Source organism: Enterococcus hailinensis (assembly GCF_045862035.1).
Taxonomy (GTDB): Bacteria; Bacillota; Bacilli; order Lactobacillales; family Enterococcaceae; genus Enterococcus_A; species Enterococcus_A hailinensis.
The window spans coordinates 16,773-41,070 of sequence record NZ_BAAFRV010000009.1; the positions used below are offsets into that span (position 1 = coordinate 16,773).

21 protein-coding genes are annotated in these 24,298 nt (G+C 36.8%); 7 read left to right on the forward strand and 14 right to left on the reverse strand.

The annotated features are described in order from the left end of the window. Positions 1-36 precede the first annotated feature (36 nt). Positions 37-960 carry an alpha/beta fold hydrolase gene (locus ACKTSC_RS08060; protein WP_407857317.1) on the reverse strand — a complete coding sequence of 308 codons (924 nt, stop codon included), beginning with the start codon at positions 958-960 and terminating at the stop codon, positions 37-39. A gap of 116 nt (positions 961-1,076) precedes the next feature. Between ACKTSC_RS08060 and ACKTSC_RS08065 the strand changes: the two genes are divergently transcribed. Beyond that, on the forward strand, positions 1,077-1,445 hold the full coding sequence (locus ACKTSC_RS08065) for a YccF domain-containing protein (RefSeq protein WP_332580956.1): 369 nt from the start codon (positions 1,077-1,079) through the stop codon (positions 1,443-1,445). Between the two features lie 274 nt (positions 1,446-1,719). Here ACKTSC_RS08065 and ACKTSC_RS08070 read toward each other — a convergent pair whose 3' ends face one another. After that, positions 1,720-1,974 carry a TfoX/Sxy family DNA transformation protein gene (locus ACKTSC_RS08070; protein ID WP_332580958.1) on the reverse strand — a complete coding sequence of 85 codons (255 nt, stop codon included), beginning with the start codon at positions 1,972-1,974 and terminating at the stop codon, positions 1,720-1,722. Between the two features lie 317 nt (positions 1,975-2,291). Between ACKTSC_RS08070 and ACKTSC_RS08075 the strand changes: the two genes are divergently transcribed. Continuing rightward, positions 2,292-3,764, forward strand: coding sequence for a helix-turn-helix domain-containing protein (locus ACKTSC_RS08075; RefSeq protein WP_407857358.1), 1,473 nt, complete (start codon positions 2,292-2,294; stop codon positions 3,762-3,764). A gap of 42 nt (positions 3,765-3,806) precedes the next feature. After that, positions 3,807-4,343 (forward strand): prolyl-tRNA synthetase associated domain-containing protein, encoded by a 537-nt coding sequence (locus ACKTSC_RS08080; RefSeq protein ID WP_332580959.1) that lies wholly within the window; start codon positions 3,807-3,809, stop codon positions 4,341-4,343. Positions 4,344-4,749: 406 nt separating this feature from the next. Here the strand turns inward: ACKTSC_RS08080 and ACKTSC_RS08085 are convergent, their stop codons facing one another. Beyond that, positions 4,750-5,724 carry a hypothetical protein gene (locus ACKTSC_RS08085; RefSeq protein WP_407857318.1) on the reverse strand — a complete coding sequence of 325 codons (975 nt, stop codon included), beginning with the start codon at positions 5,722-5,724 and terminating at the stop codon, positions 4,750-4,752. 182 nt (positions 5,725-5,906) lie between these two features. Between ACKTSC_RS08085 and ACKTSC_RS08090 the strand changes: the two genes are divergently transcribed. Next, entirely contained in the window at positions 5,907-8,495 is a 2,589-nt protein-coding gene (locus ACKTSC_RS08090; protein ID WP_407857319.1) for a transglycosylase domain-containing protein, read from the forward strand. Positions 8,496-8,517: 22 nt separating this feature from the next. On the opposite strand, the gene arcC is transcribed toward ACKTSC_RS08090, so the two are convergent. The 4 genes from arcC to ptcA form a co-directional block, all read right to left on the reverse strand. Beyond that, positions 8,518-9,447, reverse strand: a complete 930-nt coding sequence (gene arcC, locus ACKTSC_RS08095) for a carbamate kinase (RefSeq protein ID WP_407857320.1) — start codon at positions 9,445-9,447, stop codon at positions 8,518-8,520. Between the two features lie 9 nt (positions 9,448-9,456). Next, a complete protein-coding gene (gene aguA / locus ACKTSC_RS08100) occupies positions 9,457-10,554 on the reverse strand; it encodes an agmatine deiminase (RefSeq protein ID WP_407857321.1) in 1,098 nt (365 codons plus the stop codon). After that, positions 10,508-11,929, reverse strand: coding sequence for an APC family permease (locus tag ACKTSC_RS08105; protein WP_332581268.1), 1,422 nt, complete (start codon positions 11,927-11,929; stop codon positions 10,508-10,510). Before ACKTSC_RS08105 ends, aguA begins: the two co-directional genes overlap by 47 nt. Positions 11,930-12,042: 113 nt before the next feature. Continuing rightward, positions 12,043-13,062 (reverse strand): putrescine carbamoyltransferase, encoded by a 1,020-nt coding sequence (gene ptcA / locus ACKTSC_RS08110; protein ID WP_407857322.1) that lies wholly within the window; start codon positions 13,060-13,062, stop codon positions 12,043-12,045. 273 nt (positions 13,063-13,335) lie between these two features. Here ptcA and ACKTSC_RS08115 point away from each other — a divergent pair, with 273 nt between their 5' ends. Then, the gene (locus tag ACKTSC_RS08115; RefSeq protein WP_407857323.1) at positions 13,336-14,268 is read left to right on the forward strand and encodes a response regulator transcription factor; all 933 of its coding nucleotides are present in this window, start codon (positions 13,336-13,338) and stop codon (positions 14,266-14,268) included. Between the two features lie 37 nt (positions 14,269-14,305). On the opposite strand, the gene ACKTSC_RS08120 is transcribed toward ACKTSC_RS08115, so the two are convergent. After that, positions 14,306-15,271: a hypothetical protein gene (locus ACKTSC_RS08120; protein WP_407856148.1), complete on the reverse strand. Its 966-nt coding sequence runs from the start codon at positions 15,269-15,271 to the stop codon at positions 14,306-14,308. A gap of 214 nt (positions 15,272-15,485) precedes the next feature. On the opposite strand from ACKTSC_RS08120, the gene ACKTSC_RS08125 reads away from it, so the two are divergent. Next, the gene (locus ACKTSC_RS08125) at positions 15,486-16,880 is read left to right on the forward strand and encodes an amino acid permease (protein ID WP_407857324.1); all 1,395 of its coding nucleotides are present in this window, start codon (positions 15,486-15,488) and stop codon (positions 16,878-16,880) included. A gap of 82 nt (positions 16,881-16,962) precedes the next feature. Here the strand turns inward: ACKTSC_RS08125 and ACKTSC_RS08130 are convergent, their stop codons facing one another. Both ACKTSC_RS08130 and ACKTSC_RS08135 read right to left on the reverse strand, forming a co-directional pair. Further along, on the reverse strand, positions 16,963-18,126 hold the full coding sequence (locus ACKTSC_RS08130) for an aminotransferase class I/II-fold pyridoxal phosphate-dependent enzyme (protein WP_332581273.1): 1,164 nt from the start codon (positions 18,124-18,126) through the stop codon (positions 16,963-16,965). Continuing rightward, positions 18,123-18,617, reverse strand: a complete 495-nt coding sequence (locus ACKTSC_RS08135; protein WP_332581274.1) for an Lrp/AsnC family transcriptional regulator — start codon at positions 18,615-18,617, stop codon at positions 18,123-18,125. Before ACKTSC_RS08135 ends, ACKTSC_RS08130 begins: the two co-directional genes overlap by 4 nt. A gap of 228 nt (positions 18,618-18,845) precedes the next feature. Between ACKTSC_RS08135 and ACKTSC_RS08140 the strand changes: the two genes are divergently transcribed. Then, positions 18,846-19,175: a hypothetical protein gene (locus tag ACKTSC_RS08140; RefSeq protein ID WP_332581275.1), complete on the forward strand. Its 330-nt coding sequence runs from the start codon at positions 18,846-18,848 to the stop codon at positions 19,173-19,175. Positions 19,176-19,212: 37 nt separating this feature from the next. Here the strand turns inward: ACKTSC_RS08140 and ACKTSC_RS08145 are convergent, their stop codons facing one another. From ACKTSC_RS08145 to ACKTSC_RS08160, 4 genes are all read right to left on the reverse strand, one after another. Beyond that, positions 19,213-19,761: a hypothetical protein gene (locus tag ACKTSC_RS08145; RefSeq protein ID WP_332581276.1), complete on the reverse strand. Its 549-nt coding sequence runs from the start codon at positions 19,759-19,761 to the stop codon at positions 19,213-19,215. Positions 19,762-19,862: 101 nt separating this feature from the next. Continuing rightward, a complete protein-coding gene (locus ACKTSC_RS08150) occupies positions 19,863-20,771 on the reverse strand; it encodes a TMEM175 family protein (protein ID WP_407856146.1) in 909 nt (302 codons plus the stop codon). 66 nt (positions 20,772-20,837) lie between these two features. Next, on the reverse strand, positions 20,838-21,743 hold the full coding sequence (locus ACKTSC_RS08155; protein WP_407857325.1) for a DMT family transporter: 906 nt from the start codon (positions 21,741-21,743) through the stop codon (positions 20,838-20,840). A gap of 127 nt (positions 21,744-21,870) precedes the next feature. Then, on the reverse strand, positions 21,871-24,264 hold the full coding sequence (locus ACKTSC_RS08160) for a Xaa-Pro dipeptidyl-peptidase (RefSeq protein WP_407857326.1): 2,394 nt from the start codon (positions 24,262-24,264) through the stop codon (positions 21,871-21,873). Positions 24,265-24,298 lie beyond the last annotated feature (34 nt).

Here is a 24,298-nt window from a genome sequence, read left to right on the forward strand (position 1 = left end):
AGAACCCCTCAATCACGTAAAATTTTTACAATGATATCATTTTCTATAAATCTTTTCCATCCATTTGCATATATCTTGAAAAACAACTTCTTTCTGCTTTTCATTCAACAGCTCATGTCGTGCGTTTTCATAAAGTTTGACAGTAACATTTTCAACACCTGCTTTACGGTACGATGAAGCAGCTTTCATCACACCTTTCCCATATTCTCCCACAGGATCCTCTTTTCCTGATAAAAATAATAATGGCAATCCAGTCGGAATCATCGTTAGTAAGCGGCTATCTTGAGACCTAATAATTAATGAAAACAGTTCTCGATATCCACTTAGTGTAAATAAAAAACCACAATCTTTATCAGCTAAATAAGCATTTACCTCTGTTGGGAGCGTTACAAGCCAATCTTTATCTGTTCTTTTGTTTTGAATTTTTCGATTCATCGATCCAAAAGCTAAAATATCTATTAATTTACTTGGATGCTTCTCACCTTGAATTTTACTTAAAACAGCAGCCGTATTTTTTCCTAAAGCGGTTAACCACGTTGGTTGCTGTCCGGTGCCTACAAGAATGGCCCCATCAATTTCTTGTCCATACGTATATAGATAGTTTCGTAAAACAAAGGACCCCATACTGTGTCCTAAAATAAAATACGGAAGCCCAGGATACTGTTCTTTCCCCCACTGAGTGATTCGAAACATATCCTTCACTAGGCCATGTTCGACAGTTGAATCATGAAAATAGCCTAAAGTACCACTTTCCGCTGTTTTACCGTGACCTAAATGATCATGTCCAATCACAACGATTCTATGTTCAGTCAAAAATTCGGCAAAATTTTGATACCTCAATAAATGTTCAGCCATTCCATGTGCGACTTGTAGAACAGCTCTAGGTTCTTGGCAAGCCCAATGATAGCCTTGCACTACTGTCTTTTTTTCAGCAGATACTACTTGAAATGATTCATACATAAATATACCGTTCTTTCTATACAATTATTATTAGCTGGATTTTCTCTATCCACCTTAAGATGGAGGTAATTCCTCATTAGAAATGATACACTATTTATATCATTGGAGGGATAAAAATGTCTTGTTTAGGAAATATCATCTGGTTGATTTTTGGCGGTTTACTTGGAGGATTGAGTTGGTGTGTCGCAGGTATTTTTTGGTGTATCACCATTATCGGTATTCCAATCGGCATGCAGTGTTTCAAATTAGCTAGTTTAAGCTTTGCTCCTTTTGGTAAAGACGTTATTTACCAATCGACCGGAATGAATCTGATTATCAATATTATTTGGCTAATTATTTCAGGTATCCCGTTAGCGATTGGGCACCTAATCAGCGCTGCTTTGCTATGTATCACAATCATCGGTATTCCGTTTGCAGCTCAGTCATTAAAACTTGCACGCTTAGCTTTAATGCCTTTTGGCGCAAAGATTGTTCCAATTCGTTAAACTAATAAAAAAAAGAAGACGGATGTCTTCTTTTTTTAACCAAAAATCAGATAAGCAAGCCCTGCAAGGATCAACACCAAATTCAATGTCACTTGAATATTTACCATTAAGGGAGAGATTGATTTCTTTTTACGTCGTGCAAGATTCAGAAAAATATTGTATCCTCCCACTAGAATAATAAAAATCACTAATATTAATAAATACAAAAAGACACTTCCTTTTTAAATATAGTGTACTTTTTTATATTTTTTGCTGCAATGAAACTCATGTAATTTTAATTTATTTGTTGATAAAAATTACGCAGTTCTTCTTTCCGCCTTTCACTCAATTCTCTTTTAGGGATATCTTGAATCGCTCCTTCTAAAGCATACAGTAAATGCAGACAAGAACCCTTGTCTACCAAGTGGTATACCTCCATAAATACATTTTCTGCTCCCAGTTCGATCAATGCCTCTGGTGTACGTATCCCTACCTGCACTAATTTTGCTTCATTAATCACTCCGATATTTCTCATTTCAGCTAATCTCATTGTAGACTCCTTTTATTTTAATTATACCTTAAATTAAAAAACTAAATGTGTCATTTTAGAAAAAAATTTTAACCCGAATCGAACTTTTGCATTAGTGTATTTAAAATTTAAAAATCCTCTTAATTTTAATACAATTGAAATTATTTTATTCTCAATAAATTGGTCATTTGTTATAAAAATATTAAACCACAGACGTTATTTTCACTTAAAATTCGATCACTAATTGTATTTTCTTGCTACTTATTCTATTATGATAAAAAATGAGGATATTTTTGAAGTAATTTTATACATGAAAGGAGGAGACTGTCGTGTTGGGGATGGACAGAAATACTTTGTTAAAAATTCAAATTATTGATATTCTTGATAGTTTTCAAACTCCAATTTCCTTAAAAGAATTGCAAGAAAAAATCGGTTACGCAAGTATTGGTACAATTCGATTAAATTGTAAAGAACTGCAAGTTATCATTGATGAACTTTATACCGCGAAAAGTTACTCTTTAGAATTATTGATGAACAATGGACGAGGAATTCAATTGATTCGTTCTTCTTCGAATTTGCAGACATTGAAAATCTACTTATACCAAAAAGATTTAGGTTTTGAAATTATCCGTGAGATTTTGGCAAAACGTTCAATTTCAACAATTCAATTTTGTTTAGATAATAATATCAGTGAATCTAAACTGCGTCGTAAAATTAAACAAATCAATTGTGAAATTGCTGATTATCGTGTACATATCTCATGCTCTGCCACTATTAGTCTCAAAGCTCGTGAAGTTGATGTTCGTCGTTTCTATTATGTCTTTCTGCGAGGCTTTTATCGTCAATTTGATCAGATTACCTGGTTTAATACCGATAATTATTTGCAATTAGCTTTACAGACTGAAGAATATTTGAAGTTATCAAACAATCTAACTAATTTAGAAATGATCAGTTTTTGGATTTTTATCACTTACCAAGCAATTGATAAGAAAAGTCCTTTATTGTTAAGCGATAAAGAAGCAGACTTGATGAGTCGCTTTAAGTTTCCACCAAAACCTGCTTTTTTAAAAAATTGGGAAATAGATGATTGGCAATACTTTTTAACCGCGATTCATTGCTCACAATTAAGTAATTTTGAATTAAAGACTAAAGATCCCGCGGAAGAAGACTTTTTTTACTATGCTTCTGCTCACTGGGTCAGCTTATTTTCAAAACATTTCCGTCCGTTAACTGCGATCGAGCAAAAATATGTTTTTGAAAAAATCAAACAACAGTATGCTTCGTTCTTCTTTTTCAAATTAAATGATGCGATGTTAGACCAACTATGTAATAGTATTGCTCTTGAAAATATGTACGCTGAATTTCCTTATTATTTCAATCGGTTCCAAGCCTTTTGGGAAGAATTCACTCAAACAGTTCCAGAATATAAGCAAAGACAATTGTATGTCTATTCCGTTTTAACCAGTGTCACGCTCTTTTCGCTAGAAAATTGTTTACCACAAGTTAGCGTGTATGTTCATACAGAATTTTGTGAATTATTTAATATTTATATTCATCAGAAAATTGATTTACATTTTAGAAATCACTATCAGCTGACATTTACTCAGCATCCTAAAGATGCTCAGTTAGTCATTGGTACGACACCTACTTGTCGGTTGTTTTTGTTAGACGAACAAGAATCGATCGTCATTCGTTCAAATATTTCAGAAAAAGATTATTATGATATTGATCAAAAGTTACAAGCAATCGTTCAGAAAAGTTTACTTCCCTTACCAGAAAAAGTTGGTCAATATTGCTTGTTTGATAAATAACAGTTATTGTTTTTATCATTATAAGATTATGAGGAGGTTTTTATGGTTTACGTTAGTGAAATTTCTATCACCCGCCCCGATGAGTATGGTTCTGAATTAGAAAAAATGACTTACGAGGCTTTAACGACTCTGGATATCCCTTTTTATCAAGTAGCTACTGGAGAAGCATTGACGATGGAAGATTGTATTGATATCGATAAACGCCTAGGTATCGAAGTTGTTAAAACTATTTTCCTCTGCAATCAAAAAAAGACCCAGTTCTATCTGTATGTTACTCCAGCTGATTTTAAATTTGTGACGAAAGACTTTGGAAAAAAATTAGCGATTTCTCGAGTTTCTTTTGTTTCAGCTGAGCTTTTAAAGGAACGATTAGGCGTCATTCCAGGTGCCGCTACGATTTTCGGTCTGCTCCTTGATTCAGAGCATGAGATTCAGCTCGTATTTGATCGTAGGATTGCAGAACGTGACTGGTATGGCTGCAGCTCTGGTTCAGTGACTAATTACATGAAATTAGCCACAAAGGATCTATTGGAAAAGTTTTTACCCTATACAGGACATAAAATCCGCATCATCGATTAAAAAGTGGTAGGAGACCCCTCACCTACCACTTTTTTGGACGTTGTATTTTTGAAACTACTCAAAAACGGATTTCTATTTGAACATTTTGCTCCCTGTTATCCTTTATTCTTTGATACACTCAAAATATACTGCTTTTTCTTCAAACCTTTTACTGTTTCATAAAATGCTTATTTCGTTCTGCTTCTATGTTTTACTTTGAATATTATCACCCTTTCTTTTCGTATCTTCAAATACTTTTTAATTCGTTTTTATCACTAAAAGTATCTGTTTGGCAGCGCTGTTCCTGTTGTAATAAATATAATTTTTTCATGATAAATATCTACAAAAGCCCACATTTCAAAAAAAATATTGTCATTATGATTAATAAAAAAGCAGGCAACTTTCCATCCAGTTGTCTGCTTTTAGATCACTCATCACTATTTTCTGCTAGTTCTTGCTTATTAATCGACAATATTTTTTGTTGCAAACGATCATATACTACGATAAATTCCGCTATTCCTTTTTCAGAGGTCGGAACACGAAAATAATAATCTGACTGCCCATCAGTCGGTGTGTTGGTATGATAAAATCCTGATAAATAGGCGTGGGTCAAATCACCTCTTGTATCTCTAAATAAATCAAAGAATCCGCTTGGATCTGTAACATTCATACTCTTCTCCAATGCTTTAAATTCTGTTTGATCACTATTCATACCATCTTTTTTCATTTGGCGATAAAGTTGAACATCGGTTCCTCGTTGAACCAATTCTGTCCAGGCTGTTTCAAAATCAGCTGATTTATCTAAGTAAGTATCATCCTTAGTGATCACCGATTTTACCTCGCTATTTTCTTCAATTGTTAATTGATACAACTCTTTTGTATTAAACTGCAAACTGACCATATAATCATGCCGTGTGCCATTAGAGTCCGTAAAACTCCAAAGCTGTCTTTGTGACGTATAAGTTTTATCATTGATTAATCGCTGACCATATCCTACTAAACTGACACTGACAAATCCATTTTCTTCAGAACTGACCATAGGATAGATTTTACGATAAAAATCAAACAAATTTTTACTGTTTTTAGCAGGACCATAAACTTTTTCAATCGCCTCAGCCATCGATTGCGAACTAGAAAAATTTGAGCTATCCGAAAAAGCAGTATTCAATGCTTCTATTTTGTCTGTTTGTTCTTCTAATAATGTTTGATCATTAACATCTTTGAGTGCTAAAGAGTTTAATTTAGGGATTTCTTCTTGTTTCTCTTCTTTATCATCACTAACAAAAACACCGAAAGGAATTGTAAACTGTGGAAAATTCCCGCTCAAGACGATAGCAAACATCCCAACAAATAAGGCTGCCAATATCCCCCAAAAAATCAGCCATTTTTTCTTTGTCTCCATAATTCACCTCATTCTTTTTATATTGTGGATACAAATAGAAACGTCGTCAAGTCTTTCTACTAAATATCTTATCATTTTTACAAAAATATCTAAAATTTTTCTTGGAATAATTGGTTTATGATAGTTATTATGACTCTTTTCCATTAAAATAAAAGAAATGATTGAATAAGGGTAGGCACAACATGGCAAATAAAAAAGAATCAAACAAAAAAAAAGAATCAAACAAAAAAAAAGCAGCAAACAAAAAGAAAGCAATACACAAAAATACTACTCAAAAAAAAATAGCAAAATCGACTAAAATTTCAATTAGTATTATTGTAGTACTTCTTTTAATGCTCATTGCTGGATCTGTCTTCTTTTTTCAACAATATGGGAAAGAAGTGACTGCAGCAATTGATGCTGGTGAAGCGAATGCAGCAAAGATCCAAGAGAGTGATTTTAAACAACATTATCCAACAACTATTTTAGATAAAAATGGAAATGTCATCAAAGAATTAAAAACACAAGAACGTGATTACCTGACCTACGACAAAATGGATCCGTTAGTCTCCGAAGCCTTGATCTCGATTGAAGACAAACGTTTTTATGAACATCACGGTGTCGATACACAAGGTCTATTGACGATAGCGTTGAATGCCGCCACTGGTCGTGGTATTCGTGGGGCTTCAACGATCACGCAGCAGCTCGTCAAAAATATTTATTTAACACCGGAAGTCTCTATTTCGCGAAAAATTGAAGAAATGGTCATGGCTCAAGCGTTGGAAAAAAGATTCACTAAACATCAAATCTTAGAATATTATTTAAACAATGTCTATTTTGGTCATGGTGCTTACGGAATCAATGCCGCTGCGAAAGTTTATTTCGGCAAATCCATCAATGACACTAGTTTGTTAGAAAAAGCCACATTAGTCGGTATCACTAACAATCCTGGGATCTTTGATCCTGTTTCCAACAAAGAGAATGCATTAAAACGTGGAAAAGTAATCCTGAAACAAATGAACCAGCAAGGATATATTACTAAAGATCAATACAACAAAGCGATCGCTGATGATTTTACCGCTAAGATCCACAGTAATGCGTTAAACAATCAATTGGATAATAATGAAGTAGCGCTAGCAGTAGATTCCACAGCTAAAATTTTGATGGAACAACAAGATTTTCGTTTTCAATATCAATTTGACTCTAAAGAAGAGGAAGATCAATATAACAAAGAATACAAAACAGCCTATGATAAGGTTTATCAACGAATCCTTTCCGGCGGCTATCAAATCAGTACTAATATCGATAGCGATTTACACAATCAATTACAAGATATCGTAAGCAATGTCATGAATACTTGGCAAGATAAAGATGACTCTAGCGGGCTTTACACAAAGCAAGCTGCGATGACAGTTATTGATAATCAAACGGGCGATGTCGTTGCAAGTATCGGTGGGCGTGGTGAAGAAGGCAATCACTATAATCGAGCGTTCCTATCTTATCGACAACCTGGATCAGCTATCAAACCCCTTGTCTCTTATGCCCCGGCCTATGAACGTGGCTTATTAGAAACAAGTACCGTTTCAGATGATCGACCAAATAATACTTATCCAAATAATGTTTACAATAGTTCTAAAGGCAATTTAACACTAAGAAATGCTTTAGCAATTTCTTCAAACGTTGTTGCTTATAAGTTAGCTAGTGAAAATCGAGATGAATCTAAAGAAGCGATTTACCGTCCTTTATCTCAGATGCAGTTTACAGGTCTGGACGTCCAGGATGACAATCCGATTATTGCTGTCGGCGGGATGACCTACGGTGCCACTACCCAAGAAATGGCTAGCGGAATCGCTACATTAGTAAATCAAGGAAACTATCGAACGCCTTTGAATGTACAAACGATCAAACGCAAAGATACCGGCAAAGAAGTTTTCTCGCAAAATGATTTAACGCAACAAAAAGTTTATAGTGATGACGCGGCCTACCTAACGATCGACACGATGAAAGCTGTCCATCAAGATGCCAATGGTACGGCTGCTGGATTGACACTGGCACATAACCAGTATTGGGCCGTAAAAACCGGAACGACCGATGAAGCCAAAGATCTGTGGACGGTTGGTGCTACACCTTATTATACGGTGGCTGTTTGGGCTGGTGATGACACACCGCAAGCACAAGATAATTCCAGTGTCGGACAAGCAACAAAAGAAATTTTCAAACAAACGATGGATCTTTTGAACAATGGCAAAGACGATGTCGACTTCCAGATGCCCTCGTCCGTTCAGCAATCGGGTGGACAACTGGTTACTCGTTCAAGTCAAACCAAGCAAGTCTTAGAAACCCGAAAAAATGCTTTGCAAGCTGCGACGACTAATTTGGATACTTTAGCAAAACAAAAAGCGAATGAAATCACGGCTGCCAAATTAGATACTCCAATGGTATCCGATGCGACAACTTTTAGTAATCAATTGATCGCTGATCGAATCGATACTTTAAGTGATTTTGAAATCATCGTCACAGATACCCAAGATAATTGGCAAACATTTGATCAATATGCCCAACAAGTTTATGCCTTGGTTCAACAAGTTGAACCTTCTGGTGGTACGTTATCAAATCAATACACCAATGTTTATCAAAATAAACAGACCGAATATGCTCGTGCAAAATCTTCTCTAAATTCAGTTGTCTCTACTATAGATGATCAGATAGATGATACTAAAAATCAAACTAAAGATTTAGACAAGCAAATCAGTGAGTTGAAAAAACAAATTGAAGACGAAAAAGACGATTAGTTTAACTAATCGTCTTTTTTATTTATTGTTGGATAGTTGTTCCGCTGTTACCCGTAATAGCTGCCGAAGCTTGTTCTAATGAAGCAATCACGGCTTGGCGACCTACTTTTGATTGTACAAAATCAATCGCTGCTTCCACTTTAGGCAGCATACTACCTGGCGCAAATTGTTTTTCTTCAATATAATTCTGCATTTCTGCGACAGTTGTTTTTACTAATGCTTTTTGATCTGCTTTTCCAAAGTTCACAAAGACATGATCCACTGCAGTTAGAATGATAAATATGTCCGCATCGATTAAGGCTGCCATTTTTGCTGCTGCAAAATCCTTATCGATCACTGCATCGATACCTTTATAACGCGTACCTTCATAGATGACTGGAATACCTCCACCGCCGCAAGCAATCACGACTTGACCAGCATCAACCAATGTTTTTAAGCTGATTTTTTCATAAATGTCGACTGGTTTAGGTGAAGGAACTACTCGACGCCAACCACGTCCCGCATCTTCAACGTACACCTCTTGGGTTTCTTTCATCAATTGTTTCGCTTCTGACTCGCTAAAATAACCACCGATTGGTTTCGTAGGATTTTCAAATGCAGGATCTTTTGAGTCTACGACCACCTGTGTCAGCATTGATACAACTGGAATATCTTCTAGACCACGAGCAACCAATTCTTCATCGATTGCTTGTTGTAAGTGATAACCGATGTACCCCTGACTCATCGCAGTACATTCAGGAAATGGCATCGTATCTTCTGGCGCTTGACTTGTTTCTTCAAAAGCTAAACGAATTTTCCCAACTTGCGGTCCATTCCCATGAGCAATGACTACGTAATGACCCGCAGTAATTAGATCAGCAATCGATTTTGCGGCAAGTTCCGCCTTAGTTAATTGTTCATTGGCAGAATTTCCTAAAGCATTTCCGCCCAATGCGATAACGATTTTTGACATGTGCTTCTCCTACCTTTTTGGTTGTTGTTGCGTGATACAGTGGATATTTCCTCCACCGTAAACGATCTCAACTGTATTTACTCCAACGACATCCTTATCGGGAAAAATCATTTCTAATTGTTCCAAAGCTAACGCATCATTTTTATCGCCGTATTGCGGAACGATCACACCATTATTTGTGATCAAAAAATTCATGTAAGAAGCGATACAAATGTCCCCATCTTCACGCGGCATCGTTCCTTCAACGTAATCGATTTTAAATTCCCCTTTGATCGTAACATTTTCTACTGGGCAGCAAATTTTATGGACTTTTAATTGCCGTCCTTTTGCATCCGTCATCTGGCTCAAACGTTTATACGCATCTTGAGCCGCTTCATAGAATGGACTAGCTTGATCTTCTGTATAAATACACGCCACTTCTCCTGGGCGGACAAAACATGCTACATCGTCCACATGCCCATTCGTTTCTTCCGGATCGATTCCATCGCCTAACCACAATACTTTTTCACAATTCAAATGCTCACATAATTTTTGTTCGATTTCTGCTTTAGACAGTTGAGGATTTCGGCCTTCACTTAACAGACACATTTCGGTTGTCAACACCGTACCTTCTCCATCTACGTGGAATGAGCCACCTTCTAAAACAAAATCGGCAGTCCGATAAGAATCGACTTGTTCAATTTCACAAATTTTTTGAGCAATTAAATCATCTTGATCCCATGGAAAATAAAGACCCTCTACTAAACCGCCCCATGCATTGAAACCCCAATCATTTGCTCGCAGCTCTCCTTGATCATTGATGACAAAACTTGGCCCGCAGTCTCGGATCCAGGCATCATTATTGGACATTTCAAAAACAGTAATCGTTTCAGGTAGTTGACGTCGACAATTCTGGAATTGCTGCTGAGAAACGACTACGTTCATTGGAGTGAACTGACTGATTGCTTTTGCCACTTCAGTAAATGCTGCTTGCGCTGGTTTTCCGCCATCGCGCCAATTATCGGGACGTTCCGGCCAGATCATCCAAACCTTTTCTTGTGGTTCATATTCTCCCGGCATTCTATACCCGTCTTGTTTCGGTGTTGTCTGTTCGATTCTCTTTGCCATGATAAAGAACTCCTTCTTTTTTAATATTTTTTACTTTAATGATCACTTCACCAAAAAGTGTGAATACGACCGCTCCAATCGTAATCGGTAATTGCTGGCTCAGTGTTTCAGCATCAAATTGTAACGGTACTGCAGTAAAAATGAGTGAAATAATAATCATGATCATTGGCAATGCGATTAAGATTTTTAACACATTTTTGCTACCGCCAACTCTAAAAGGTCGTGGTGTTTCTGGATCGATTTGACGTAATTTGTAAAAAGCTGGAAAGACCGGAACATACGACATCAAGAACATCACTAAATTTAAAGAGAAGAATGCCCAGAATAAATCTTGATTCGGTAAAATCGGAGCAATAATCACAACGATCGAGGCAACTACGCCATTCATGATCGCAGCTCCGATCGGCATTTCATTTTTTTTGCTTCGTTTAGCAAATACTTTTGGCATATCTCCATTTTCAGCTGCATAACACGCCGTATTGTTGACCCCTAGTGACCAAGAGATCATATTCCCAAATAGGGTCAGCAAGAATAAGAAAGCCATTGCGATGATAAACCAGCCGCCAGTTGAACCCGTCAACAATTTGAAGCTGTCCATCAATCCGCTCCCGGTACTGATTTGATCGGTTGGAATGGCAACACCAATCCCAAAAGCTGAAAAGATATAGATTGCAGCAATTACTAAGCCTCCCGCAATAATCGATTGCGGTATTTGTTTTTTAGGATTTTCCATGTCATCTGCAAAAGTACAAATAACCTCAAAGCCTAACAGGTTAAAAATAATAACTGAAATAAAAGATAAGCTATTTAAATCAAAACTTGGCAACATCGATTTAAGCGTAAACTCGTTTGCCACACCTTTTGTCAATGCAGTATATACGCCTAAGCCACCAATCAAAATGGCCAATAACATTTTTATCACTGCTGCACCATTAAGAATCCAAACACTATCACTGACTGGATAAAAACTAATCCAAACAATGATCCAAGTAAATGCTAATTCAATCAAAATAGCGGTAACTGTCGAAAACTCCACACCTGTGATCGTCGTCAGCAAACCTGGACACATGACTGCTAGTGATGCTAGCCATAATGGGTAATTGATCCAATAATACCAAGACACACGTGAACCCCAACGATGACCAAAAGCTTTGGTTACCCAATCATAAATGCCGCCATCACCAATATAAGTGGTACCTAATTCTGAAGAGATCAATCCATAAGGCAAAAGAAATGCAATCAATAAAAAGATCCACCAAAAAAATTGTGAATTTCCGATTGCTGCTACAGGAGCGGCTGCTTCAGCCACAAATACTACACAGATAACGGATAATATCGCACTCATCAAACTAAACTTTTTCTTATTTTCACCCATTGTTTTCTTCCTTTCCGGTAGAAACAGGGATTGAGAAACAGCCTCAATCCCCGAATGGAAATAATCAGCTCAAAAATGATTGCCTATAAATTATTTCCTACCTGCCTCTGTCTTTAGAGTGCTCTTCCTAAAAAATCTTCTAACTCAGCTTTAGCATCGGCTTGTTTTTGTTCGTTGATTGGATTTTTTTCAGCATAATCATTCATTAAATAAACCAATAATCCTCGAATCGAAGTTAAGCGGTTCTCTGCTTCATCAAAACAAATAGAATTTGGACCATCCATCACTTCGTCAGTCACTTCTTCTCCTCGTGTAGCAGGTAAACAGTGCATGAATTTAGCCTGCCCCCCAGCACGTTGCATCAATTCATCATTGACTTGATACTTAGGGTAGAACGTTTTCATTCGTTCTTCTTCCGATAATTCTGCTTCATAAAGACCGTACCAAACGTCCGTATAGACAAAATCAGAGTGTTCGATTACATCGATTTGATCAGATACTACATATGAACCTCCAGATTCCTTGCAGATTTCAGCTAATTTCGCCCGATGATCGTCATTCAATTGAAATCCTTCTGGACCAAATTGGACAAAATCCATGCCCATCTTTGTGGCTACTAACCCTAGAGAGAAACACACTTGTGTCGCATCACCAATAAAGGAAACTTTACAATCCTCTATTTTCTTTCCTTCCGGTAAGTGTTCAATCATTGTGCATAAGTCACCTAATTCTTGCGTAGGGTGATTATAATCAGACATTCCATTGATTACTGGAATCGTCGCATGAGCAGCTAAGTCATTTACACTATGGTGTCTCTCAACACGTGCCATCAAAATATCTACTAAACGAGATAATACTTGGCTCGTATCTTCAAGCGTTTCATGCCCGCCCAATTGGATCTGACCCGGCGCTAAATATTCCGCATGTCCTCCTAGTTGAGTCATTGCTGTTTCAAATGAAACACGTGTCCGAGTGGATGACTGTTGGAAGATCATTCCTAAGGACTTATTTTTTAATAGTGGTGGATAAAAACCATTTTTGATAGCCGCTTTAATTTTCAATGATAGATCAACGATGTATTTTATTTCCTCCTTTGTATAATTTTCAGTGGTGATAAAATCGCGTTTAGTCATATTGACGCCTCCTAAATAATTTGTTTTGCTTTACATCCTGACTTTAAACAAAAAACAGGAAGTTTACGATAAGCTAAAGGTTGTAAACGCTAACAAAAATATTTGGCTACGATTTTTCATTGGTTTATATTTGGATATAAACCTTTTATTTATCAAGGGTTTAAAAAAGTTTAGTTGAAAGTTTAGCGGATTTCGAACTTGAGCAAGGATAAAAGATGTTATACTTACTTCAAAAGCAGATGAACTAAAATAAGAATTGAGAGGAGTTTCGTAATGGTTGCTATTTTTTTATACAACATTCTTTTGATCGTTCTTTACTCTATCACATTGGCCTTTGCAATCAATGCTTATCTAAAAGAAAGAAAGCAAGTCTTTTTATTCATTAGTCTCTATCTCGCCTTTTTTATTTTTGATAACGTTATCATTTATATGACTGAATTCATCAATTCCTTTGCTCACAGTTATGATCAAGCCTTTATGAGTGCTCCTGCAATCAAAACCATCATTTTTATGGGCAATGCCTTTCTAGCTATCTCAATTCTTGCAGAAATACGAAAAGAAAAACTAACTATCTTCCATTATGCCCTCTTGGTGTTCTTAGCCATTTGGATGATCTCGATTCCGATGCTTCCTAACTCAGCTATAAAAGTTTGGCTGTACTATATACCAAATCAACTTTTCCTTTTATTTCTTGCTTTTTATTGTTGGCAAGGAACAAAGAAAAAGCTCGCTCCCGATACTTCAGGGCTCTTAAAAAAATTAGCTGGAATTAATCTGCTCTTTTCACTTTTGATCATTCTTGAAGATAGCTTTGTGATTTTTAATATTGACCAATATAGCTCTCTAACAACTAAAATATACAATCGCAGTATTTCAGAAGATATTTTTTCAATCGTTATCTGCATTGTATTACTTCAATTTTTCCTTAAAGAACGAAGCCCTCAAACGTCTACGATAGATGATCACTCTGTAATGATTCGTCAGTTTTGCCAAGATCATCAATTTACTCAAAGAGAATCAGAAATTTTCACGTTGCTCCTGCTTCATCATTCCAATCAAGAAATCGCAGATGAACTTTTTTTGTCTCTAGGCACCGTTAAGACTCATGTCCATAATATTTTTATCAAGTTAAACATTAAAAAGCGTACCCAAATCACGATATTGTTCGAAAGTTATCAGCAGCATTACCATCAAAAGCTGGCCTAAAAAGGAGTGCTTCCACTGGGAAGCACTCCTTTACCTTTTAATCATCATCCTCAGATGAACTTGAAGAGCTACTTGAGCTCGAACTGCTAGAGGAACTTGAAGAACTTGAACTACTTGAAGAACTTGAATCCTCTGACGAAGATGATTCTTTTTCTTTTTTGCTATCATCAAGCGATGCCTTTAATCGTTGATATGACTCATAGGTTTTTTGTTTCTCTGCTAAAGTCTTTTTTAATTCTGTTAATTCTTTATTTCGTTCAGCCAATTCTTTGGCTTGACGTTCTTGGTATTCTTTTTCAGCAGTCGCCATTTCTGATTCACTTTGTTGGATTTCATTCGCAAAACTATCATTTTGATTGGTCAAATTATTTTTGACTGGATCTAACTTAGCTAATAGATTTTCTTTATAGTCACCATCTGGTAAAATCGCGATTGTTTTTACGCCTGCCAAATATTCAGATAAAGATACATCATCCTTGGTGACTAAACTGGTCACTTCTGAATCAGCTTTCGAATAATCAGCTGACTGAGTTGACGCGATACGTAGAATCATACTGATATCTTCGCCCCACGCTGTTCCTTTATTCGAACTTTTGCTCAATTGTGTTTTTAATTGATCGATTGAACTTTCATTAGGCTTTTTTAGAATGGGATGGGCGGAAAGATCTAATCCATTCAAAACTTCCGTCTCAAAAAGATCGTTCATATCTGTTTGGATCGTAAAATCTGCCTTTGCTTGCTCAATGTCTTTAATGGTTTCACTATTACTTTTTTGATTTTTTACATCTTGAATTAAGTCATCAAAATCACTGGCTGTAATATCCGCTTTAAAATAGCCCGTAGATTGATCCTCATATAAATTTGCTAAACGCTCATTTAAAACTTTCTGATTCTCATTTTCTGTAGTTGCTACTTTGTCCTGAAAAATACGGTAACTAGCAAGTCCTACCGCTCCAAAAACAATGATTCCCAGGATGACCCAACCGACTATTTTCTTACTCAAATCGGTTCCTCCTCATATAATTTGTCAATATTATAACATTTTAATTGATACAGACGATCTTTTATAGGATAATCTTCGATAACTCTTTCTATATTTTTGTTATTTTAAAATAATTGGAAAATTCTCACCTTTTTATCATATTGTATCAAATTTCCTTTACTGTTTTAAATTTTCTGATAAAATTTTACTAATCTTAAAAAAAGGACTGATTTTATTGGAAAGTCATGAGGAATTAGAAAGAGGATTAAAGAATCGTCATGTGCAACTAATATCGATTGGAGGAGCAATCGGAACCGGACTATTTCTTGGCTCTGGTAAAACCATCCAACTTACAGGTCCTTCGATTCTTTTATCATATGCCATTACTGGTGGTATTATCTTCTTGATTATGCGCGCTCTTGGTGAATTAATGTTATCAAACTTAAATTACCATTCATTTTTGGATTTTATTGCCGATTACCTTGGCAAAAAAGCGGCCTTCGTCACAGGTTGGACCTACTGGTTTTGTTGGATTGCAATTGCGATGGCCGATTTAACCGCTACTGGTATGTATGTTAGGTATTGGCTCCCAAATGTTCCACAATGGATTCCTGAAATTATTGCTTTAGCAATTTTATTAGGACTCAATCTTGTTGCGGTAGGACTGTTTGGTGAAATGGAATTCTGGTTCGCATTAGTAAAAGTCATCGCGATCATTGCCTTGATTATTGTGGGAGCAGTCATGATCGTTATGCATTTTCAAACCAGTGCCGGACCTGTGCAAATAAGTAATTTATGGAGTCACGGCGGGTTCTTTCCTAAAGGAGTTCACGGTTTTGCCCTCTCCTTCCAAATGGCAACTTTTGCTTTTTGTGGTGTGGAATTAGTTGGGCTGATTGGTGGGGAAACTTCTGATCCAAAAACCGTTTTACCAAAAGCCATCGATAATATTCCGATTCGGATCATTTTATTTTATCTTGGTTCATTGTTTGTTATCATGTCGATCTACCCTTGGACGAGTTTATCCGCTGATCGCAGCCCCTTTGTTCAAGTTTTTTCAGAAATCGGAATCGTAGCAGCCGCTTCAATCGTCAATTTAGTGGTATTGAGTTCTGCGATGTCTGCATGTAATAGTGCGATTTACAGTACCAGCCGAATGGCTCGTTCATTGGCACAAGAAGGCAGTGCGCCTAAAAGTTTTGCGAAATTGACCCGTCACCGTGTACCAGGGAATGCCTTAGTATTCTCAACATTGGTCATTTTCATCGCTGTTCTTTTGAACTTTTTCGTTCCTAGTCAAATCTTTACATTGATTAGTTCAATCGCTACGATCTGTTTTATTTTCATTTGGGGAATGATCACATGGACCCACATGCGCTATCGTAAAACGAATCCCGAACTTGTTGCTAAAAGCTCATTTAAATTGCATCTTTATCCTTATGCAAACTATTTGATTTTTGCTTTTCTTGCCTTCGTCTTGTTCGTTTTAGCACTAGCGCCTGATACAAGAGAAGCGTTGATCTTTTCTCCACTATGGTTCATCGTGCTTTTAGTGATTTACCAGTTTAAATTCAAAAATAAAAAACCAGAATCGAATGAAATTTTAATGAATTCTGACATCAAACATTAAAAGTTGTTATTTTTTAAATATTCTAAGTTAAATAAATAAATCACAAAAAAGCAACATTCCAAATAATTTGGAATGTTGCTTTTTAATTGATTTTCGCGATGAAACGCTCCATGCGTGTCATTGCTTCTTTTAATTCGTCTAACGAGTAAGCATAAGATAACCGGATAAATCCTTCGCCGCTGTCACCAAAGGCTGAACCTGGAACAACCGCCAAATTTTCTTCTTCTAACAATCTTAAGGCAAACGCTTCACTACTCAACCCAAAATGGCTGACCTGTGGAAATAGATAAAAAGCTCCTTTGGCTTTATAACAAGGCAAACCCATTTTTTCTAAGCGATGATGTAGATAATTACGTCGTTCTTCATAGGACAGACGCATCTCTTCCACTGTTTCTTGCCAATTATTTTTCAGTCCTGCTAACGCAGCATATTGACTAGCCGTTGGAGCAGCCATGATCGTGTATTGATGCAATTTTAATAATTGTTCCATAAATAATTCTGGTCCTGCAACGAAGCCTAAACGCCATCCTGTCATAGCAAAACCTTTTGAAAATCCGTTGATTACAATAGTTCGTTCTCGCATACCAGGTAATTCTGCAATACTGACAAACGGTTCATCATAGACCAGTTCGGCGTAGATTTCATCTGTTAACACTAATAGATCATATTTTTTTACAACATCAGCAATTTTAATCAACGCTTCTCGATCCATCGTTCCACCTGTTGGATTATTAGGATAAGATAAAATCAAAATTTTACTTTTATCCGTTATGACCCGCTCCAGCTTTTCAGCTGTCAGTTGGAATTGATCCTCGGCCAATACATCAACGGTGACTGGTGTGCCACCAACAATTTTAGTGATTGGCTGATAACAAACAAAACTAGGCTGAGGAATAATCACCTCGTCCCCTTTTTCCACAAAAATTCGTAAAGCCATATCGATAGCTTCGCTGCCGCCGACTGTCACAATGATCTCAGATGCTGGATCGTATTTTACTTTATTGCGAAACTGCAAATATTCACTGATTTTCTCTCTTAATTCCATTAGACCAGCATTTGCGGTGTAAAAAGTCCGCCCTTCTTGGAGTGAACGCACGCCTTCTTGGACCATATGTGAAGGGGTATCAAAATCGGGCTCCCCGACACCTAATGAAATCGCGTCTGGCCGTTCTGAGACGATATCAAAAAATTTGCGAATTCCTGATGGCTGAATCTCACGTATATTACGGTTTAAAAAATCTCTCATGGGCTCACCTGGATTCGATGATCTGTCGTATCTTGAGAAAGATCGATGCCCCATTCTTTGTATTTATCTAATAAGAAATGTGTCCGCGTCCCTGAGACATCAGGAATCGAAGCCAAATTAACAGAGATAAATTTCGAAATTTCTTTAATGTTACGCCCTTGAAGCTGCAAAATAAAATCAAAACCGCCACTGATAAAATAGAGTGATTTTACTTCTGGAAATTTACGTACTTGATCAGCTAATTCACGATAGCCTTCTTCCCCTCTAGGAATAGTGCGCACTTCTACGATTGCTTCGATCAAATCATCTTCGACTTTATCCCAGTCGATCAGCGCTCGATAACCGCAGATGACTTTTTCTTGTTCCAATCGTTTGATTTCATTGGCTACAATGATCGTTTCTTCACCTAGCATGATGGCATATTCTTCAATGCTTAACCGGCAATCTGTTTCAATCAACTTTAAAAGCTGTTTTTGCTTTTTTTTCTCCATCGAACTATTCCCTTCATGTTCACTATTTAAATAACTTTCTAATTTATCATTTATTATTCCTAAAAAAAAAGAAACTGTCAAATTTTTTTGAAATAAATTACGCTTAAAAACTTTCTATCTTAAGAATTCAAAATAAAATTCGTGATTTTCATAACACAAGCAAGCCGTTTCATAGTACAATAAGTAAGATAAGTATCAAGAAAAAGTAGAGGGATTGGAGGTTTTTGGATGGAACAAGTCATAGAAATATTTGTTGAAAAACAACGTCAGCGTTTAGCTGATGGAAAAATTAGACAGGAAGAATATGAAGCCTTTTTAGACGGGATCAATGATGCCCTTTCATTTTTAAGTTTGCATTATGTAAATAGCTCTGAAACAGTTGAGAAAACAGATCGCAAACCAGCGAGTTTCAATGAAATCGAAGAGAAATATAAAAAATTCCGCGAGGTGGCCATGTATAAAAATAGTTTTTTACGTGTTTCCGATATCATTAAATATTCCGGCCAAACGACTGACTTGCTACAAAAAATCACCCATTCTGTTCGAGAGGAATTATAAAAAAGAAGCGACTAATCGCTTCTTTTTTATATTGCACTTAGCCTTTTAATAATAACTCATTGTAAAAGGCTTGACCGATTTCTTTTAATTCACTTTTGTTAAATGACTTTGCGATCCATGTAGGCATCGGTACTTCTACGGTTCCATAGATTTCGATCATCACTTGAATGAACGAGGACGTATTCAATTGATCGATCGCTTTTCGCAACCGTTTGGCTGGTTCAAGTAAACGGCTTTCAATATGTTGTGTCCGATAAATTTTATAGATTTTTCGGCCCTCTTCGGCCGCTAGAGAAAACAAGGGCTGTTCTTCTGCAATTGCTTGCAGTGTTTCTTGTTTGTAGCGATCGTAACGTTGCTGCCATTCTAACAGTTCACGATAGACCGTTTCGATTTTTTGTTCGCGTACCGTCGCCAGGGCACTATAAAAATCGATCGGTAATTTTTCGACTCGTCGCTCACGTTTGATCCATGTGGCTAATGTCGATTGTGGGATACCTGCTACTTTTCCAAATTGTTCCACTGTAATTCCTAAGTCACGTCGAATATACATTTTAATCGGGTGTTCAATCATTGTTAAAGACATTTTTCCACCTAGCTCTCTTGCGATATTTATACTTCATTATATCCATTTATTAGCAAAAGACCAAGTATAAAGAGCATTTCTCTGCTTATACTTGGTCTTTTTTATTTTTTATTTTGTTGATTCATTCGTCGTTCAGTTATAGCCTTTTGCATTTCTAACCGTTGTTTTTGCTTCTCCAAACGAGCGATGTCGCGTTCTGCATGATGTTTGTCTGAATCTTGCAATTCGAGCAAATGTTTTTTACGCTCATTGATTTCTTGATCAATGTTTCCTTCCCATTCAGCCATCACTTGTTTCCAACGATCTGGATCTTGGTCATTCCCTTGTTTCATTGAATCTCTCAATAAAGAAGAATAACGTCGAACCGAATTTCCCCATAGTTGATCGCGGTCTTGGAAGTAATCTGCTTGTTGCTCTTCATCTAACGTAGCGACCAAATTATCTTCTTCCCGATCAACGATGTTCTGTAAGAAAGCTAAGATCGGTAAAATCAAATAAATCACTAATGCTGGTTTGACAAAGAAATTCCCGAAAACTAACAAAAGGATCCGAAAACTGATCGCAACTAAATCTTGTCGATTCAATTCATGAAAACGCTGATTCCGTTGTTCGTTGTCCGTTAACGCTTGACCAGTTAAAGCAACAATCAGACGACGCATGACAAATGTGACGATCAAAGTTAATACACCATAAATCAATAAAGTTTGTTTAGTGGTATCTTCAATCAATAATCTAGTTGCTGAAGGAACCAATGACAAGAAAAATAGTAGTAGTAGATAAATAACTAAGTCTTTATTTTTAACTTGCTCGATTTTATTAAAAGCATAGCCCGTTTGAAACCAAAGATTTGCCACAAAACAAAAACTAATGAAATAAATACCAACTGCTCGGAACAAAGAGTTCATATCAACCATCCCATTGGCTGCAGTTTGAATCGGTAATTCTAAAACAATGATCGTGAGGATAATCGCGATAATGGCATCGCCAAATACTACAACACGTTCTTTCATTTTTTCATCTCCTTCCTAACATCATATACTATACCAGAAAAAAAGAATAATGATAAGGGACCCTTATTAGATTTCGATTTCACTTAGATCTTTCTTTTTATTAGAAAAGCGTGTTAAAAGAATAACTGATCCAATCACCAAAAGAAATCCGAAAGTTTGGGTAATCCCAAACCGGCTATGAAATAGGACCACACTCAATATCGTTGCTAAAACAGGTTCTACCACCGTCAAAATCCCCGCCAACGAAGCCTCGATGAAACGTAAGCTTGATAATTGGAATAAAAACGGCAAGGCGGTTCCAAAGATAATGATACTGGCAATCAAAAGCATCGATAATCCATCAACATGAAAATTGGTTTGCCAAAAAGGCTGAATGGGCTGGAACAAGATCCCGCCAATCAACATCCCTAATCCACAGATTCGGATCTCGCCATATTTTATCAATAGTTTTCGTGGTTGAATGGTATAAAAAGCTAATGTGACTGCTGAAGCCATCCCCATCGTAAAACCCATTGGAGAAATATTTAATGTCTGTATATTTCCTTCAGCCACGATAAAAAAGACCCCCACAAAAGTCATCAGCATCAAAAAAATTTCAATCAAATTGATTCGTTTTTCTTTATTCAGAACTAAATAAATGAAAATAAAAATAGGGCCGGTAAATTGTAAAATCGTCGCAATTGCCGCTCCACTATATTGGATGGCTTTAAAATACGTATACTGAACACCTAACATTCCTATCAATGAAAAAAGCAGTAGACTGATTCCATCTTTTAAATGAATGGTTTGCTTCTTTGATGAACGCTGAAAAAAACTGAAAACAGTCAATACTATTCCCGCCATCAATAAACGCACACTAGCTAGCCATTCTGGACTTACAAAATATTGTTCAAATAAAATCTGGCACATAATCCCTGATAAAGCCCATAAGGCTCCCGCCGAACAAGCCAATAATACACCCTTTATTTTCATTTAAAACTCCCTTTCGATATTTTTATTATTATAACATTCTCTATTTAATGTGCTAGGCTTTTTCAAAAAATTCTGACAACTTAGACCAATTAAAAACCTACCACATTTTTATGTGGCAGGTTGATTTCTATTCTTTATTAATTGGCAATTCTAATCTTGATTCGGCTAAATCCAACGTATATTCAATTGCTTGATTGCCTCTGACCGTCATTCCAAAATCAGTTCCATAAACTGCCAGTCCAATTTGATGGCCTGCGGGAAGATGATACAGCGTTGGCTGCAGCACGACTTCGATTTCGACAAATTCATCGGCTTTTAAATCATCGACTTTCCATGGATTGCTGCGATTTTGGAGGTTGATGTGTCCACGGCTAATTAATTTATACTCATCTGCGGTGCCCAATTTAAATTCAACTAAGTTATCTTCCCGCCATTTTCTCCCTAGCGGCAAGCCATGCAATGCTAAGACATCTGGCACCAGTTTTAACCGTTTAGCTTTACCAAAATCGATCAGCTCAAAGCTCAACATTCCTAAATCAGCCGTAGAAGCCACTTTTACTTTGACAGTTGGTCGACCATTCAAAAATACTTCTGCAGGTAAGCTTTCCGTTTTAGCCAAATAACGATGCCCCTCCATTGCTCCAGGTTCTTTTAATTCTTTTTCCCAAAGCGCAATGTCTTTCGTATATTTTTCGTATTGCTCAACTGGTAATTGATCATTGAATGTCACGCTACCAGAACTTCTTTCTGCATCCAATTGCGCCTTGCCGAAATAATAGGTTTGTTTCTGCTCAGATCCCCAATTTTCTAATGAAGACCAGCTCGTTGTTTCCGTATTTTTTTGATAAAGAATGTCTGGCAAAATGTCTTTAGCACCGTTTTCTAATCCGTAAAGTTTATGACTCAACCATAGATTCATCATATCTTGGAAATCTAGCGACGGCATATTGTTGATATAAATATGCTGTCCTTGATGAAGGATTATTTTTTTGGCGACCGGAACTTCTTGCAATGCATCCCATAAATCAGCAACTTGGCGTGGTTTGACATTCCAATCGTTCAATCCATGAACCATTATGACATCGCACTTGATATCTTTGATAGTCGGTAAATAATTTCGTTCATCCCAAAAAGTATTATAATTACCGGTTTGACGGTCTTGTAATTTCGCCATTTTATCTAGATAATCTAAAAAGAACTCTTTGCTGTGTAAATAATCACCCGCATTTCGCATTTTGCTGAAGGTTTCAATGGCCAGTACATCGGCGTCCTCTCCCGGGAATCCTCCCGGAGCGATCACCAAACCATTATCACGATAATATTGATACCAATCAGAGATAGCTGCTTCAGAAATGATTGTCTCTAATCCAGCGACATGACGTGTTGCACAAGCGGTTGCTAGCGTACCTAAATAAGATTTGCCAGTCATCGCTACTTTACCATTGCTCCACCAAGCGGTGATCTCAATATTATCTGTTCGATTGGTAAACGCACGACGATTGCCTGCCAACCATTCAATATACGCCACCATTGCCGTTGTTTGTTCTGTTGAACCACAGGTTTGGATACCATCTGAATCTCGCGTGCCGATTCCAGCACCATAAACGACAGCAAATCCACGTGCTAAAAAGAAATCATTCAAACTATAATTACTTTCTCGACTAAATGTTTCCGTTGCGTGCGTAGCTTGACCTTTAACCTCACGCTCAGCAGGAAGTTCTACTGCTTTTGGCTGGTATTTGATTTCTTCATAGGTTGTATTATTAGGTTCTTTTCTTTCTAAAGGGACATTCACATCATACGTTCGTTCCTCACCGGCAGGACCATTGACGCCTTGACTATAAGGACTAGCTGTAAATAATGTTGGTACCTGCAATTCCTCTTCTGTTTCAATCGGCCGCAAGATCTCTAGTTTTAATAAATCACGCTTGCCATCTTGATCCGTATCCAAAGGCGCTTCTACATAGACAACTTCTCGGATCAAACGACTAGTATCAAAAACAGCTTGCGCTTTTCCGTTAAAGAAGAGCGGCTTTTCGATCACTTTATTATCATAATATCCCTCAGAAGCCAGCTTATCTAAATAATTCAAGCCGTTTTTTGTATGGGTCGTTAATAATAAATACCAAGCTTCAATAATCGTATCCGTCTGCGTAAAATCCCCTGCAAATAAAGGAACTCCGAGTTTCTTTGCGTCCGCTAAAACTTTTTCTGGCACAAAATCGATTGTGGGTTCAAATTCCAACAGCTGTAACGCCATCGTATAAAAAATTTCATTCGTTAAAGGTGCGGTTGTTTGATAAAAGGCTGCCGCATCCATTGTTTCGGAAACCAAAAAATTGCCTAACTTATTAATAAAACCAATTTGATCACGAACGTTTAAAAAACTTTTTTGTAAGAAGTCAAACCAAAGTGTTTTACTATCATAAAAATCCTTGTCAGCTAAAAAACCAATTTGACTAAGTTCTTGCTTTGCTTCTTTTAAAACTACTCGTTTGATACCATATTGATTGATTTTCATCTCTTCACTCCTTTATTTAAAACTAGCTTGTTTT